A 16,992-nucleotide genomic window follows, 5' to 3' on the forward strand; every position below is an offset into this window, starting at 1 on the left:
TTTCTAAAATCTTATATAAACATTAATGTAGTACGTGCTGCCGTTTCCGTACCAGTATCTGGAGCCAAAAAGCGGCTGGTCCCTTTCAAAATCTTCTTTTAGACTCAGGAAATTTGCATTCCGCGATTGCTCATAGCCTCCCGTTTTGTACAACACATCAAAAATATTGTTTAGGCTGCAGAAGAATCCCAGGTAATAATCTTTGATTCGCCAGGACTTACCGCCAATGGCGTTTACAAGGATATAATCGTCAAACTGCTCCTGCTTTAGCATCTCGAGTGCCAGCTGTTCATCATAATCCAAAATCGGCAGACCATCGGAATCTATCCTGAAATTTGCTGTTCTGCTAAGCGGACTCACATCTGCAAAGCCATGTGAAAAGAAATTAACCGTAGTCCCAAACCACCAGTAATCGGGATCGCGGTATTCAAATCCAATTTGTGCCGCACGTTGCGGGCCGCCGGAAATACGGTAATTCTTCAAATATGATTCCCCATAATCAACAGCATCTTCAAAACTGCTGGAAGTGAGGTAAAGCTTGGGATTATTGGCATACATATATTGCCCTACTGCCGCTGCTGCTTTTAACTTGATGGTGGAGGTCAGCTGACTTTCAGCTCCAAATTCCACTCCCAGATGTTGTTTGTCTATTCCTGTTAAGACTTCCTGCACAAAAGCTGTGGTTCCGGTTCTTCCCAGGCCGGAAAGACCGTCGGCATAGTAGAAAGAGATTTCGGTGGCGTCAAGAATTTCAGTGTAATAACCGGTGAGGCGCAGGTTTAATTTTGGAGAACGAAAGCGGTAACTCAAATCACCGAATTGTAACTTTTCACTTTCCAGCCCTTCAACAACTTCATTATTCAGGCGGGAGTTTGAAAATGAATTCCGCAAATTTGGTGCTTTAGTGTAGTAAGCAGCATTAGTTGTAAAAAGATGTTTTCCAGAAAGTTTATACGTAGCACCGGTCTTTAGGCCGATATTTGTAAAATTTAACTTCTCGCTTTTACCCAGTGAATTATCGGGATAAATTCCATTTTGAAAAAGTCCGTTGCGCTCATAGGCGGTTTGGGAAATATTCCCTGCCAAAAAGAAGTCAAATCTGCTAAACTTGTACTGAATTTGAGCAAATGCTTCGGCTATACTTGAAAAAAGTTCATAATTGTACTTAAACCGGTACCCTTCAGTAACAATTCTATTCCTGTTTCGCAAATCACTTTGTGCGGCATCAGCTTCAGTCGTTTCTGTGGTTGCTTCAGCAAAAAAATCAATGTCCAGATATCCGTTTCCGCCCAAAAGATCCTTTATGCTTGCGAAATTTGCACTTTTTAGGCTCGAATAGCTGATTTTTGCATTCAGTTCTACGTTTTCCTTCAGTCTTGCAGTTAAAATAGAATTTGCTGTAACCAGATTATCATCATTACGATCTTCAGCAATTACGTAAATAGAATTCCCGCCTGTGGCAGCTTCATTTAAATTTGCTTTATACAAAGAGGACCAGTCAATTTGGCCATTATCGATAAACTGTTGTTGTGCACGATAAGCAGATTCGTAATTGGCATTATTTTCAAACCTTAAAAAATATCCCGGCAGTTTTTGATAATAGGCAGGATCTGGATTTGCACCGCCACCTATAAAACTTTCCTGGCCGTTGAAGGTAACGCGATTTGTACCACCAAAATCGATCCTGGAATTGCCCACGCTGCCAAATTGATAAGACAGATTGTTGTTTAGCTGAATTTTATCTGAAATTTGCCAAAAATGGTTCAGCATAAAAACCGGCTCCTTGATTTCCCTAAGCCTGGAGTTGCGGATCTTACCATCCTGATCGCCCCAAAAGGAATTGTACCGCCGGCCTTTCAGTTCAAAAACCTCTTTGGTATTTGCTGAAGATTTTCCGCGGATATTTGGAGTGTAGAAAGCAGTAAAATTGAGGGAATGTTTTGAATTAAGCTTCTTTTCAGCCGCAACAAAAACAGAATTGGCATCATAAACGGTTCCATCAATATAACCTTCTTCAGCAAACCTTCTGGAAACCGAAACAGAATACCACCAGTCATGAGGCAATTCCCCGGAATTATAAGTGGCCATGATCCTGCCCGCATAACTGCGGTTTGATGCCGCGTAAGAAATCCTGCCGCCTTCGCCATATTCTGAAGCCCGCATAATGATATTTGTAGTTCCTGCGAGTCCGCCAAAACTCACTTCGGAAGGAGAAATTCCCATAGAAAAAATCTGTGTACGCTGCACATCATTAAGTCCGCCCCAATTGCTCCATTGCGGCCTGCCGTTGAAGATTTTATTCATCTCCATGCCATTAATCAGCAATTTCCCCTGCTCGCTATCAAAGCCCCTGGGACGAAAAAACGTAGCGCTAAAATCGAAAGCTGCCGCGTTTAGAAAAACATCTCTGGAAGCCTGTAAAAGTCCCGAAAGATTATCAAAACTACCTTCTTCTTCATTTAATTCATTATCAGAAAGGCTAATGGTGCCTATCTGCCTTTGTTCTTCAGATAAATCTGGCGTTAGAAGAATCTCGCCTAAATTCCTGATTTCACCTTTTATGATTAACACAGGTATTCGCTGCCGGGCATATCCAAATTTAGATAACACCAGAACCTGATTACCTTCCGGAATCTCTTCGGAAGAAAAAATAAATACGCCACTGGCATCACTTTCCGTTTCCAGGAAAGTACCTTCCATTTGAATTTTCACCGATCTGATTTCCTCCAAAGAATAGCCGTCTACGACACTTCCCGTAATGGAGGTTGACTGTGAAAGTGAAGTGTAGGGAAACCAAATCCACAGCAACATCAGAAGAAATTTGTTCCCCATATTTGCCCCAAAAAGTCGCGAAATATAGCAAATTATTTAATATAACTTTCATACTTTCAATAACTTATAAAAACATGCTTAAATTTTAATGAATATCTTAAAACCTCACTGTTTACGCGCACTTGCTATTTGGCTTACGTTGTTTTGCGCCAATAATTTGATGAGCCAGGAGCAAAATTCCTATAATATTTTGAGCGTTGCGTTCTACAATGCTGAAAATTTATTTGATTTTGAAGATGATCCTCTTACGTTTGACGATGACCGCACACCTACAGGTAAAGATGTTTGGACCGAAGAAAAGTACAGGGACAAAATTGCCAAAATAAGCAGGGTACTTTCGGAAATTGGTACTGAAGTTACCGGCTCTGCACCTGCAATAATAGGTTTGTGCGAATTTGAGAACCTTGTGGTACTAGAGGCGCTGATAGATCATCCTAATCTTTCTGCAGAAAACTACGGAATTATTCATTTTGACTCTCCTGACAGCAGAGGGATAGATGTGGGGCTTCTGTATAGAAAAGAAATCTTTACCCCCGTAAATTCGCAGTCTAGACGATTGGTTATTTTTGAAGCCGAAAATCCTTCTAAGCGTGTTTATACGCGGGACCAATTGGTAGTAAGCGGGATTTTAGATGGTGATGAGATTCACTTTATTGTTAATCACTGGCCGTCCCGAAGCGGCGGGGAAGCAAAAAGCAGTTACCGCAGAGAAAAAGCTGCCGCTTTAAACAGGCAGATTATCGATTCCCTGTACCAGATAAACCCGTATTCCAGAATTATTAGTATGGGAGATTTCAATGACGATCCTACGAACAGATCTTTTAAAAAAGTTCTAAAAACAAAAGGTTCAAAAGAAAATCTGAAATTTCAGGAGCTTTATAACCCTATGGAGAAAATGCTAAAGGAAGGCCATGGCACGCTTGCCTATCGTGACAGTTGGAATTTGTTCGACCAGATTATTGTAAGTCAGGCATTAGCAGGAACAGATTACAGCAGTTATCAGTTTTACCGGGCGGGCATTTTTAATAAGGCTTACCTGGTCACGCCTGGCGGACAATATAAAGGATATCCCTATAGAAGTTATGGTTATGGTGGATATACCGGCGGTTACAGTGACCACTTTCCGGTGTATGTTTACCTCATAAAATCTCAATCCCCCTCTAGCTCCCCCAAAGGGGGAGGATAATTTAATTCTTTCAATTAAAACCTACACACAAAAGTGTTCTGTACCAAAACTCCTTTCTCTTCGGCAAATGCCAGATTTGAAATTAAAACCAGGCATCCCAGGGAATCCTGGTAAGGATCACCAGTAGACCCAGTGTATAAAAAATTGCCAGAACCTTAAATTTTGGCCTGGAAGTCAGTTTCTTTTTGTGCTTGGAATAACCAATGGTAATTAGAGCTAAAGCTATAATCATCATCAAAGGGTGTTCTACCAAATACAACCTCAGGCTGCTGTTACCCATAACTTCACCCATACCGCCATCGAATCTGGCAAGGTTCCCGGGAGTTAGATAAAGCACAATACCAATTAAGAGCTGAATATGGGAAACGATTAAAGTAAATAAGGCAATCCTGAAATTGGTTGCACTGTATTCCTTGTTACTGGCAAAGCCTATTATAGCGTTAAAAGATGCTATAAGCAAAACAATAAGTACCAAATAGGCCCAATAAGAATGGATAAACTGAACAGTAGTGTACATGAGGTTTTAAATTTTGATAAAGATACTCAAACACAAAAAAACGCCCCATATTATGGGACGTTTTTTAGATATCTGAAGGTATTTACTTAAAATCTGGAAGCTATAATTGCATTCCAAATCCTAATCATTTAATAAACTTGTTATTTCTAACGTTTATTCCCATCGGTTTTCAGCAGCGTCTCCGCCCCAAATTAAAGTAGCGAGGTATGGGTTATCTATAAACGGATTCCTGTTTCCCTGTGCCGAAGCTATTACATTGTTGCGTTGAATTTCCAGTTCTGATACCGGATCCATCCTGTTCCATTTCAGTAGAAGGTCCAAACCACCTACCTCATCAAATTCTTCTCCGTAACGAACATTAAGGTACATAACCATTCTTGCTACGTCACCAATCCATTCATCCCCGGGGTACCACGCACTTTCACCAACCAGCCCATATTCTCCGCTTCCTTCGCTATAAGGGTAATTTAGTCTAAGTGAATTTATACTCGCATCTGCAGAACGAAGGTGGTGCAGGTCTGTAACCGCGTTTGCTGCATCTAGCCTGGATTGAGGATAAACATGTTCTGTATTGAAGGTTTGCGGGGTATAAGAATTATTTCCTGAAGTATATTCTTCCCAGTACCTGCTTTCCCCAGAGTACATTAAAATCACATTCTCTGGGTTGTCGGGATCTTCATCTGCATCATATAAATAATTATGACGCTCTCCATAACTTAAAATAGTTGTGTGCTGCCCTACTGTTATTTCAGAAGCTACATGATAGTTTAAGTCCTCATTCTGAGAAAAAACAACTTGCTCATAATAGTCTTCAAGTTGTGAAGGAATATCAAAACCTACTGGCTCTATTACCGTAATATTAACTGTAGCAGTTGCACATGTAGGTTCCTGATCATCATCACAGATAGTATAAGTAAAGCTATCTTCTCCCGTAAAACCGGCCACCGGCTCGTAAGTTATGCTACCATCGTCATTTAAAGTAACATTTCCCTGGCTAGAGGAAGCATCTATTGAAGAAAGTACAGCTCCATCAATAGGATCATCGTTATTTAAAAGGTTGGTTATGGCAAAACCGGAATTTCCCGCATCGACTACAACTGTATCATCATTTGCAACAGGAGATCCTTCGTCTATAACATTTACCGTAATAGTTGCAGTAGCGCATTCGGGTTCTTTATCGTTATCACAAACAGTATAGGTAAAACTATCTTCTCCAGAAAAACCTTCTGCCGGAGTGTATGTAATGCTACCATCCTCTTCCAGCACAGCTGTACCATTTGTATCTTCAGTGTTTATCGCTGTTATATCTGCATTGTCCAGCAGGGTATCGTTAGAAAGATGATTTATAATGCTAAGTTCGTCTCCCTCCTCTGTTTCATAAGTATCATCCTGAGCTACAGGGGCACCGGCATCTCCTACCGTGATGATTACAGTTGCGGTAGCGCAACGGCTACCTTCACTACCCGGCACACATAATTGGTAAGAAAAATTGTCTTCACCCTGAAAATCTTCAGGAGGAAAATAAGATAAGGTTCCATCGCGGTTGTCGACTACTTCCCCACCTTCGGTAGTTTCTGTATCAAAAGAACTTATCCTGGAACTATCCACCAGCTCATCATTTTCCAGCAGAAAATCTTTTTCAATATTTAACTCTTCATTTTCTGAAGCTGTAACCGCATCATCTACGGCAACAGGATCACCTGCTTCAGGTCTTTCGCCCGAATTTACATTATCGTCATCGCTGCTACATCCTGCAAAAAACAGAATGGTACAAGCAAGAAAGAAAAACTTTTTCATTTATAAATTTTAGAAATTAACATTTTGAAATCATCTTGGTCTACTAAACAAAAGCCCCTTACCGGGAAAGACCGATAAGAGGCTTGTACTTTTATTTAGTTTAAAATTTATTCATTAATAACCCAGGCGCCAGACTCATCTTTAATCAGTCTCATTTGTGTCATAATATAACCAGGATAAACTTCATAAGAAAGGATATATTTTTGACCTACTTCAGCAGAAGGGTCGAAGTCATTTAAAAAGACCTTTAATGCTTCCAGGATCATGTCATCATCCCAATTATTTAGGTTGAAATTCCCATACTGTGCCAAATTGCTGGCTGCAGCCTCGTAACCACTAACAGCTGCAAATTCCGCTGCAATGTACTCATAATCTGATGCGACTAAGGTATATCTTATAGTGTTATCTGGTTCCCACTCAGATCCATTATGACTAAACTGAAGGGTTTGTTCCAAAGTTCTAGGTATTGCATTCCACTCACCATCTTCAAATACAAACAACGTATATCTTGTTGAAGTACTACCAGAATAAAAGTCATAAGCAACAGATCTCATCTCCCCTTCTCTTGCATAAGGATATTCAAGGCCAAGAAATACAGAGATCATTTGATAAGCTTCCCCTTCATCATCAAAATTAGGATAGGTTTGCCCCATCGTGGTGTAGTCTTCACTATCTAATGTTAACGGCATACTCCAGGTTCCATTAGTATAAGCAAAAACATCTGTGGTTTCTACTGTGGAAACAGAACCTTCCAGGTCAATTACATATTGTCCATCCTGAAGGACAACAGCCATCACTTGAGAAGAAACAGAACCGTCATAAGCTGCATAAGTTACTGCGAATTGAGCTCCTTCTTCTGCAGAAGGAAATTTATCCATTAAAACTATGTTTATTGCTTCAAGTCGCATTTCCTCAGTCCAGAAATTATCACTAACAGAGTCTATAGTAAAGGTGTTAAACTCCCCGGCATTTCCGGCAGGACCGGGATATTCTTCCGCTAATTCTTCAGCAACCAGTGCATAATCTGCATTTACCAGTTCATAAGCAGAAGCTCCGAACGGTATGTAATTATTACCATTAAAAACAACTGTCATACTTTCGGCTTCGACACCTTCATTATAAACTTCGTAAGAAACATTATATTTTTGCCCTTCTACACCGTCCATATTTTCTAGAAGAACAATATTAATAGCTTCAAGGATCATTTCTTCAGTCCAAAGATTATTACTATTAGGATCTACAGTAAAGCTGTTAAATTGTCCGGCGTTTCCGGCAGGTTCAGGATAATCGGCACCCAATTCATTTTCAATAAAATCAAAATCGTCTGCATCTAGTGTATACGAAATTTCATTTGCAACGGCATCGTAAGTCAACTCAACATGATCACCTGCCTCTGCTCGTGGAAATTGATACTGTAAAAAGCTCTGAATTTGAGAAATATTCCCAAGGTAACCGTCTGACAATCCAGCAGCCTCATAATCTTCCGCGCTTACAGTATAAACCTGCGGATCAATAGGAGCAAAGACGTTATAACTAACATTTACCGAAGAGTTTCCACCTAAAGCGGGAAGACGATTTGACAACAAAACAGGAATTAATGCCCTTGCATCCTCTTCTGTATCAAACTCGTACTGCTCCTCAGGCAGATCTAAAAATCCATAATCTTCCTCTTCTAATGTGTAATCTAATGATCCTTCAACATTGCTGATATTCTCATCAATTTCCTCATTGATGTCATCCATAGGCTCACAACCTGTTATGGCGACACCTATGAAAAGCATTAAAATGTAAAATGTATTTTTCATCTCTATTTTTTTAAAAGTTTATTTTCATTCCTACAGTATATGTACGTCCAAACCCGTACCATACAGATGCAGTTTCTGCATTAGAAGCTGAACCATCAAAACCAAAGCTTACATATTCTGTATCCAGAATATTATTCACGTTACTGTTTAAAATAGCTTCAAATCCTCCAAACTCAAATTTGTGGGTAAGACCAACATCTAGCAAACCATAAGATGGAATTTCCCACGGGCTGTAATCTGCTCCGGAACTAACCCCAAGTATATCAAATTGACTATACAACTTGTCTACATAGGTCCAGTTTGCGCGGATTGTTGTTCCCGGAAGTGGTTCATAATCACCACCAAGGGCAAACGTATTTTGGGCACTACCCCCAATTTGAATATCTTGAAGAAAAAGATCGATACCCTCATCTAATAGTGGTCTTTGCTCTTCATCAAAGATCATTACGTCTTCAACATTACTATCCCATTTCCAGTCTCCAATAGAAGCCATACCATTAATGGTAAGGTTATCGAAAGGCTTATAACTAAAATCAAATTCTATACCCTGGTGCAGCGCATCTACACCAAGAATATTAGCAAAGTAAGATTCTCCTGTCTCGTCATCGAAGAAAGATTGCGTAAAAGGCTTATCCTGCCAATGTGTTCTATAGACGTTCAAATTTGCCCTTAACTTTGAACTTCTAATTCCGTAGCCAACCTCTGCACTAAAAATCTTTTGATTTTCAGCATCTTCATTAATATCATTTTCAAAATTCTGAAAAACCTGGTCAAAGAAAGGCGCCCTTTCAAAATAACCAATATTGGCAAAAACGTTATGGTTATCATTAAGGTTATAGTTTGCCCCCCCTTTTATACTTGAAGCGAAGAAGCTAATCCAATCTGTTTCCTGCTCGGGATCAGAATCAAGATAGTTAAAATAATCTATCCTTTTATAAGAAGTATTAGAGGCCGCAAGAGATATAAATGCAGAAAGATCATTTCTGGAATATTCTGCCTGAAGGAATCCACCTTCCCAGTGCACTAAACCGTCGTTGTGATAATTAATTTTATCGCCAACTCTTGCTACGTTTATCAGGTTATTCTCATTACTACCTTCATCCAGCCAGTAAGTACCACCTAAAAGGTCTCTTACTTCCTGGAAATGTCTCCCTTCGTAATACCGAAGGTCAATTCCGGCAAGCAAATCAATATCTTCATTTATTTCTGTAGTTAAAGTTGATAGTGCACCATACCAGCTATGGTCGTTTCTTGAATCGTACAGAATAGTTTCAGAACCAAGGGCTCCGTTTTCAATATTATCTGCTACTACAAGGTCCAAATTTAGTGGCTGTAAATACCCGTTTCTATAAGGAGAATCTATACTTCTTAAATTGGCTTCACCTTCGTAACCACCACCTCCACCTGTACCAAACGAAGCGTAAAGTGCTGTAGATAATTCCATTTTATCAGAAATATCCCAATAATGGTTTAAAGACATTTGAGGTTTGTGGTAGAAGTTATCCTGTACATGTTTTACTTCACCATTTAAATAACCCCAGTCACCATTGAATTTAATACCCCTTTCGCTTGCACGAAAAGTTTGTATTAAATGCGAAGTTTCTCTTTGACCGTGCCTTTGCGGCGCCCCAAAAGCTGTAAAAGAAAGCTCATGGTCTTCATTAAATTTCTTTGCAAGGTTTACAAAGTAAGAATAACCTTCAAATTCAGTTCCGTCTACAAATCCGTTACCTGTTGTTTTAGATACAGAAACTGTAGCAGCAAAACCATTATCTAACAATCCTGTAGAAATTGTTCCGCCATACTTTTGATATCCGTCATTACCTGTGGTTGCAAAAACACTACCACCTTCTTCAGCATCTGTAGATTTTGTAACAATGTTAATAGTTCCTCCTATAGAAGGCACAGCTACTTTAGAAGCTCCAAGACCCCTTTGCACCTGCATTGTTTGGGTAACATCTGAAAGTCCCGCCCAGTTACTCCAGTAAACGTTTCCATTCTCCATATCGTTTACAGGAACCCCGTTGATCATTACCGCAACGTTCTCATCATCAAAACCTCTTACTCGAACTTCTGCATCTCCATATCCCCCTCCTTGTTTATGTACATAGATACTGGGAGTAGATTGAAGAATTTCAGGAAATTCTTTATTACTTAGTCTCAATTCTATTTCCTCAGATCTAATCGTAGAAACCGCTACAGGCGTTTTCCTGTCTATTGCCAAAGAGAAACTTGTAATCACAATTTCTTCCAAAGCCCCGGCATCAGCATTTAGCACTATCCTTCCAAAATCCTGAGAACCGTTCGAGAGATTAAAATCAATCGTTTTGGAAGTGTAGCCTACAAAGCTAATACTAATTTCTCCTGAGTCAGAATTTACATTCAGGGAGAAGTTACCGTCAAAATCTGTTGTAGTACCATTGTTTGTTCCCTCAACCATTACAGTTGCACCCGGCAAGGGACCATCCATTTCAGAATCTATCACCGTTCCGGTAACAGTTCCTTGAGCAAAAATTGTAGCAGATGTTAAGAACAACGCTAATAGTAATAATTTCCTCATCTTTTCCTTTGTTTGTTTTTTGATTAAAAAATTCACGGCAAAAGAAGCTAAAACCTCAAGACTAAAGTTTACCGAAATGTTAAGGTTCTTAACTTTAACATCAGCCGCGGTGCAAAACTACTGCTATTTTTTAAACACCTGAGTAATTGACATTTAAATTATTTGACAGGTTTTCAACAAACGAAAAGAATTATTTTAAAAAGAATTTTAACATGTTTTTAGTAGAAGAATCATGATTTTCGACAGAATTATTTTCTATTTCCGCAAGGATTTTTGAAGCTAATTGCTTACCTAATTCCACACCCCACTGATCATAACTGAAAATATTCCAGATTACACCCTGAACAAATATCTTATGTTCATACATCGCCACCAGTTTACCCAGACTTTCTGGTGTAAGTTTTTCAATTAGGATAGAGTTTGTTGGCTTATTTCCGTCAAAAACTTTAAATGGAAGTAGCTTTTCAATTTCCTCAGTACTCAAGGATTTTCCTTCCAGTTCTGAACGTACTTCTCCCTCGGTTTTTCCCTGAAGTAACGCTTCTGTCTGCGCAAAATAGTTAGCCATCAATTTGTCATGATGGTCTTTATCCTGGAAAAGGGGATGCTTGAAACCTATAAAATCTGCAGGAATTAATTTGGTTCCCTGATGGATAAGCTGAAAAAACGCATGTTGCGAATTTGTTCCCGGTTCTCCCCAAATGATTGTACCGGTTTGGTAATCTACTTTATCTCCATTTCTATCTACACTCTTACCGTTACTCTCCATTATTGCCTGTTGCAAATAAGCCGGCAGCCTATGCAGGTATTGAGAATAAGGGATTACCGCTTCGCTTTCGGCATTACAAAAGTTATTGTACCAAATGCTGATCAGGGCCAACTGCACAGGAATGTTCTCACTATAGTCACTATTCTTAAAGTGCTCGTCCATCTTCTGAGCGCCTTGCAACATCGCGTCAAAATTGGAATAACCCACAGCAAGGCTAATAGAAAGGCCAACGGCACTCCATAGAGAAAACCTGCCCCCAACCCAGTCCCACATAGGAAAAATATTTTCGGAAGCAATACCAAATTCCTCTACCTTCTCCACATTACTGGAAACAGCAACAAAATGTTTGGAAACTGCTTCCTCCGGAGCTGTTTTCATAAACCAGCTCCTAATAGTAGTTGAATTGGATAAAGTTTCCTGTGTGGTAAAGGATTTAGATACAATTATAAAAAGCGTAGTTTCGGGGTTTAGGTCCTGAATTGCCTGATGTACATGATCACCATCTACGTTAGAAATATAATGTACTTTTAAATGATTTTGATAATATTGTAAGGATTCTGTAACCATTACAGGACCAAGATCTGAGCCACCAATCCCAATATTTACCACATCTGTAAATTTTTTACCCGTGTATCCCTTTCGGCTACCATCAATTACTTCATTGGAAAAAGCTTTAATTTTTGCTTTTACCTCCTGAACCTCTGGTAAAACGTTTTCTCCTTCTACATTAACTGTTTTATTTTCTTTAGCCCTTAGAGCAGTGTGCAGCACAGGACGCCCTTCTGTCTGGTTTATCGCCTCACCACCAAAATAAGATTCAATTGCTTTGTCCAGCTTACACTCCTTAACTAATTCAAGAAGAAGACTTTTTGTCTCTGTCGTTATCCTATTTTTGCTATAATCCAGATAGAAATCCTCCCACTGAATACTAAATTCTGATCCCCGGTTTTCTTCTTTTTTAAAAAGATCTTTCATCTGTAGCTTTTCTACTGCTTTGAAATGATCACTGAGTTTTTTCCAGCTCTTAGTTTGGGTGGGATTTATATTTTCCATCTTCTTCTTTATTAAATCTACTATTCTTAAATATTTTTATAAGGTATATTCTCCAACTGCCTCTTAAGAGGTTCAATATAAGCATAATACTCCTCTTTACGTGCATCTTCTATATGCTTGGCGGTAGGAAGATTTTGGCGATAAGGATCCACCTGCTTCCCATTCACCCAGAAACGATAGCAGACGTGCGGCCCTGTTGCCAGACCGGTACTTCCAACAAAACCAATTACGTCACCTTGTTTTACAGCCTGTCCATTTCTCACATTTCTCTTAGTCATGTGCAGGTACTGTGTAGTATATTTACTGTTGTGCCTTACTTTCACGTAATTACCGTTTCCGGAAGTGTAGCTTGCAGCAATTACAGTACCATCTGCCGTACTAACAATGGGTGTACCATGTGCAGCAGCATAATCTGTACCCAAATGTGCCTTCCAGCGCTTCTGTACCGGGTGATATCTTCTTTTACTATAGCGGGAAGAAATCCTGCTATAATCGAGCGGTGCCTTTAAGAAAAAGCTTTGTAGAGCTTTAGCCTCATCATCGTAGTAACTGGATTTATTAGTGATACTATCTGTTTCATATTGAAAGGCATAAAAAGGTTTGTCCGAATGATTAAAAACCGCTGCTTCCACCCTGTCAATCCCCGCAAAAATAGTATCATCTATATATTTTTCATGATACACCATCTTGAACTGATCTCCTTTCTGAAGCCTGAAAAAATCGATACTCCATTGGTAAATATTGGACAGTTCATAAACAAGAAGATTGCTTAAACCCTGATCTTGCATAGCTTCAGAAAGGGAAGACGTAATAACACCGGAAACTTCTCTTTTCTTTACAGAAACAGGACGTTGTTTTTTATAAGCGGTGATTTCATCACCAATTCCTACAACCGTATAATCAATTTTGTTGTCTTCATAGACAAAAAATTGCGGTGTCTGAGCGGAATCTCTGGCTTTTAGAATCATGTACTTTTTCCCTGCAACTATTCTTGCGGGATTAAAAGTATCCTTTACTTTATCTGAAATTTCATAAACTTTCGCAAGGCTCACCCCCTGCTCACCCATTATATTACCAAAACTATCACCGGGTTGTATGGTATCCTCTACTATCTCGAAATCGTTTAAAACAAAACCATACTTCTTGATTTGAGGCGGAGTTTTTACAACCGCCACTTCCTCATTTTTTTCTTCTACAATATTATCATCATTACAGGCTACAAATGCAATAATGATAAGAATCAGGGTACTTAACTTTTTCAATTTATTTTTTTTGATTTTCGCTGTTAAACATGTGGTTCACCCATTGTTTGCCCCAGTCGTTAAATTCTTCTTTACTCCACAAATTTGGAAAAAAAGAAATTTTTTGAAAGCCCGGTGGTAAAAACTTTTTCCAGTTTGTACCTCCCGTAGCAGCAATCGTTTCTTTCTCACTGTTAAGGTGACGATAAGCAGCACCTATGTGCATAAGCAACCAATTAACATTCACACTTACGTCAAACCTGCGCAATGCACGAATCAGGTTTTTATTCTGCTTTTCGCTAAGCGGCAGCTGTTCATATTTATGGAACATTGTAGTATCTTTAACCTCTTTTGCAATCCTCATAAAGCGGGGCGTATATCTTTTTTCAAATTGCCTAAGGGTTAAAGTCTTTTCACCTGTTTTAAGGTCTATACCTCCTCTTTTCCAATAAACCTGCTCAAATAATTCTTGCAGAGAATTTTCTTCGGAAAAATTTTTTCTGGTATCATGGTGTACAAGGTGTTCAAGAGGAGTCGCATAAATTTCTATCATCCTGAATTGAGCAGATTGGAATCCGCTTGCCGGTAATAAAGCCATACGAAACTTCAAAAACTGTTCTCTGTCCATCCCTTTAATCATTACATCAAACGAATCTATAAGGATCCTGAAATAGCGATTTAATCTGTCCAGCTTTTCAATAAAAAAAGAAGCAGTTAAGTCCTCATTTTCTATAATCTGCTTTTGCTCATGGATAATGAGCTTAAAATATAATTCGGTAATTTGATGATATGTAATAAAGATTTTCTCATCAGGAAAATGGGTATTTGTCTTCTGAAGGCTTAATAAGGTATCCAGATTCACATAATCCCAGTACGACAAATACCTGTCATAAAGAAGTCCGTCCAAATAGGAACCCATATCCTGACCAGAATTCTTAAACTTTTCCTCAAGTTTGGAAATACGTTCAGCTATTTCGGGTTTTATGCCCATTTAATTCATAATTATATTAAAGGGATTCCTGAGTCCTTTATAAGCATCAAGATCGGCATCCAAAGAACCCACAGCAAGATCTGCTTCTATCTTTACAGGTATTTTATTTTTATCATCACTTACCCAAAAAGTAAGGCTTTCCTTTTCCTTAAACACCCTTCCCGCCATGACGAGCGGGCGAAACTTAAGGGTCGCGACCTTACCAAATTTGGTCTTAATTACCTCACGGCCAAGGAATTTCAGTTTGAAATCCATATTCTCATCATCAATAAACAGGTTCAAATTCATTTCCTCTCCTGGCCTTAAATTGTCGCTGTTAATCTCGTTGCGAATATAATAAAATGCAGATAACATATCATGAACATTTTCTTTTGTACTATAGGTATTGCTGCTATTATGCTTTTTATCATGAACCAGCGCTCTGTTCTCCCTATGATCAAAATACACTTCAAGATTTTTAGTATGTCCCCCTTCATCAATTTTCCTAATAAACCTATAAGGTTTTCCATCCTTTTTATCAATAAATGTCTGATAATTATCGTCTACCTTAAAAAACCAACTCAAAGGTGCCGTGGATTTCCCAATACCCTCAATATGATAAACCGGCCTTCCATCTAAGACCGTTTCGTCTACCTCTAGCGTAGCGAAACTTGCAGTAAAGAGTCCATAGTGAATGCGGAATTTTAGCCATTCGCCTTTTTGAAATGCCTCTTGAGAATTTCCCCGGAAGGGAGAAAAGCCAAGAAAAAAGAGGAGTGCAACTGCAATAATTCTTTTCATAATAGTTTTCTTTTTTTCCGAAGAACGGGGCTGATTTGTAAGTTTAAGAAAATATTTACAATTACTATTCCAAATGTATTAAAACCAAAAGCCCCGTCAAATTAAATGACGGGGCTTTTTGTCTTAATAAACCAACTAACTTAAATTATGAAAACACTTCTTGTAATGACTCCAAAAAATGCGGGCGCAAAAATCCTTATTTTCTAATTTCAGAACAACAATAAAACAGACTTTAACCAAAAAGATTATAGCTATTCAAAAAACAAGGTTTATTTCTTAGAGATCAGCAGTTTTTTACATTTAATTTAATGTTCCACGTAAATCCTGTTCCCTTTCTATAGCCTCAAAAAGAGCTTTAAAATTCCCCTTTCCAAAGGACTGGGCTCCTTTCCTCTGGATAATTTCGAAAAACATTGTTGGACGGTCCAAAACTGGTTTAGTGAAAATCTGAAGCAGATACCCTTCGTCGTCCCGGTCTATAAGCACCCCTAACTCTTTAAGAGGCTCTAAATCTTCATCTATTTTCCCGACCCTTTCCAGAACCGTTTCGTAATAAGTTGCGGGAACATGAAGAAATTCCACTCCGTTGTTCCGTAAAAGCGTAACAGTTTCTATAATATTGTCTGTTGCAAGAGCAATATGCTGTACTCCTGCACCATTGTAAAAGTCAATATATTCTTCAATTTGTGATTTTTTCTTTCCTTTAGCCGGTTCGTTAATGGGAAATTTTATCCTGCCATTACCGTTGCTCATAACTTTACTCATTAAAGCAGTATAATCTGTAGAAATATCTTTGTCGTCAAAGGAAACCAGTTGGGCAAATCCCATTACCTTTGCATAAAATTCACACCATTTATTCATTTCGTTCCAGCCAACATTTCCCACCATGTGATCTATATATTTAAGACCAGTTTCTTTAGATTTTGCCAGAGGCGCATAATGCCTATATCCCGGCAGAAAAGGGCCGGAATAGTTTTTCCTTTCTATAAAAAGATGAATGGTTTCTCCATAGGTATGAATTCCTGAAATAACAACAGATCCATGCTCATCCTGCATCACGTAAGGTTCCCTGTAGGATTTAGCTCCTCTTTTTGTAGTTTCTTCATAGCTCTTCCTGGCATCGTCCACCCATAGTGCTACCATCTTTACACCGTCTCCATGTTTATCTATATGCGCATTAATTTCACCTTTTGGCTGTAAGGGAGAAGTTAATACGAGCCTTATTTTTCCTTGCTGAAGAACATACGAAACGCTGTCCTTTTTTCCGGTTTCCAATCCTGAATATGCTAAAGGCTGAAATCCCCATGCATGCTGATAATAATAAGCGGACTGCTTTGCATTCCCCACATACAACTCCACGAATTCTGTTCCCAGGATAGGCAGGAAATCTTCTGCTTCCGGTACTTCCTTTTTTAAATTTAAAGATGTCTTATCTGTAGCCATTCCATTCAATTTTATAGA

The 16,992-nt window shown here is 38.9% G+C and carries 11 protein-coding genes; 1 reads left to right on the top strand and 10 read right to left on the bottom strand.

The window, feature by feature from the left end:
- Positions 1 to 3 precede the first annotated feature (3 nt).
- Positions 4 to 2,832, bottom strand: a complete 2,829-nt coding sequence (locus RM529_RS00480; RefSeq protein WP_311482777.1) for a TonB-dependent receptor — start codon at positions 2,830 to 2,832, stop codon at positions 4 to 6.
- Between the two features lie 88 nt (positions 2,833 to 2,920).
- On the opposite strand from RM529_RS00480, the gene RM529_RS00485 reads away from it, so the two are divergent.
- Positions 2,921 to 4,018, top strand: coding sequence for an endonuclease/exonuclease/phosphatase family protein (locus tag RM529_RS00485; protein WP_311482778.1), 1,098 nt, complete (start codon positions 2,921 to 2,923; stop codon positions 4,016 to 4,018).
- 82 nt (positions 4,019 to 4,100) lie between these two features.
- Here RM529_RS00485 and RM529_RS00490 read toward each other — a convergent pair whose 3' ends face one another.
- From RM529_RS00490 to hppD, 9 genes are all read right to left on the bottom strand, one after another.
- Positions 4,101 to 4,535, bottom strand: coding sequence for a hypothetical protein (locus tag RM529_RS00490; protein WP_311482779.1), 435 nt, complete (start codon positions 4,533 to 4,535; stop codon positions 4,101 to 4,103).
- Between the two features lie 153 nt (positions 4,536 to 4,688).
- A complete protein-coding gene (locus RM529_RS00495) occupies positions 4,689 to 6,332 on the bottom strand; it encodes an Ig-like domain-containing protein (protein ID WP_311482780.1) in 1,644 nt (547 codons plus the stop codon).
- A 107-nt stretch (positions 6,333 to 6,439) separates the two neighbouring features.
- Positions 6,440 to 8,137, bottom strand: coding sequence for a hypothetical protein (locus tag RM529_RS00500; RefSeq protein WP_311482781.1), 1,698 nt, complete (start codon positions 8,135 to 8,137; stop codon positions 6,440 to 6,442).
- Between the two features lie 10 nt (positions 8,138 to 8,147).
- Entirely contained in the window at positions 8,148 to 10,697 is a 2,550-nt protein-coding gene (locus RM529_RS00505) for a TonB-dependent receptor (RefSeq protein ID WP_311482782.1), read from the bottom strand.
- Positions 10,698 to 10,887: 190 nt separating this feature from the next.
- Positions 10,888 to 12,519 (bottom strand): glucose-6-phosphate isomerase, encoded by a 1,632-nt coding sequence (pgi, locus tag RM529_RS00510; RefSeq protein ID WP_311482783.1) that lies wholly within the window; start codon positions 12,517 to 12,519, stop codon positions 10,888 to 10,890.
- A 26-nt stretch (positions 12,520 to 12,545) separates the two neighbouring features.
- Complete coding sequence (locus RM529_RS00515; protein ID WP_311482784.1) at positions 12,546 to 13,781, bottom strand: peptidoglycan DD-metalloendopeptidase family protein; 1,236 nt, start codon at positions 13,779 to 13,781, stop codon at positions 12,546 to 12,548.
- A gap of 1 nt (position 13,782) precedes the next feature.
- Positions 13,783 to 14,751, bottom strand: a complete 969-nt coding sequence (locus RM529_RS00520) for a tryptophan 2,3-dioxygenase family protein (RefSeq protein WP_311482785.1) — start codon at positions 14,749 to 14,751, stop codon at positions 13,783 to 13,785.
- The gene (locus RM529_RS00525) at positions 14,752 to 15,531 is read right to left on the bottom strand and encodes a DUF3108 domain-containing protein (protein ID WP_311482786.1); all 780 of its coding nucleotides are present in this window, start codon (positions 15,529 to 15,531) and stop codon (positions 14,752 to 14,754) included.
- 300 nt (positions 15,532 to 15,831) lie between these two features.
- Positions 15,832 to 16,974, bottom strand: coding sequence for a 4-hydroxyphenylpyruvate dioxygenase (hppD, locus tag RM529_RS00530; protein ID WP_311482787.1), 1,143 nt, complete (start codon positions 16,972 to 16,974; stop codon positions 15,832 to 15,834).
- Positions 16,975 to 16,992 lie beyond the last annotated feature (18 nt).

This window comes from Autumnicola edwardsiae (genome assembly GCF_031846505.1).
Lineage (GTDB): Bacteria > Bacteroidota > Bacteroidia > Flavobacteriales > Flavobacteriaceae > Autumnicola > Autumnicola edwardsiae.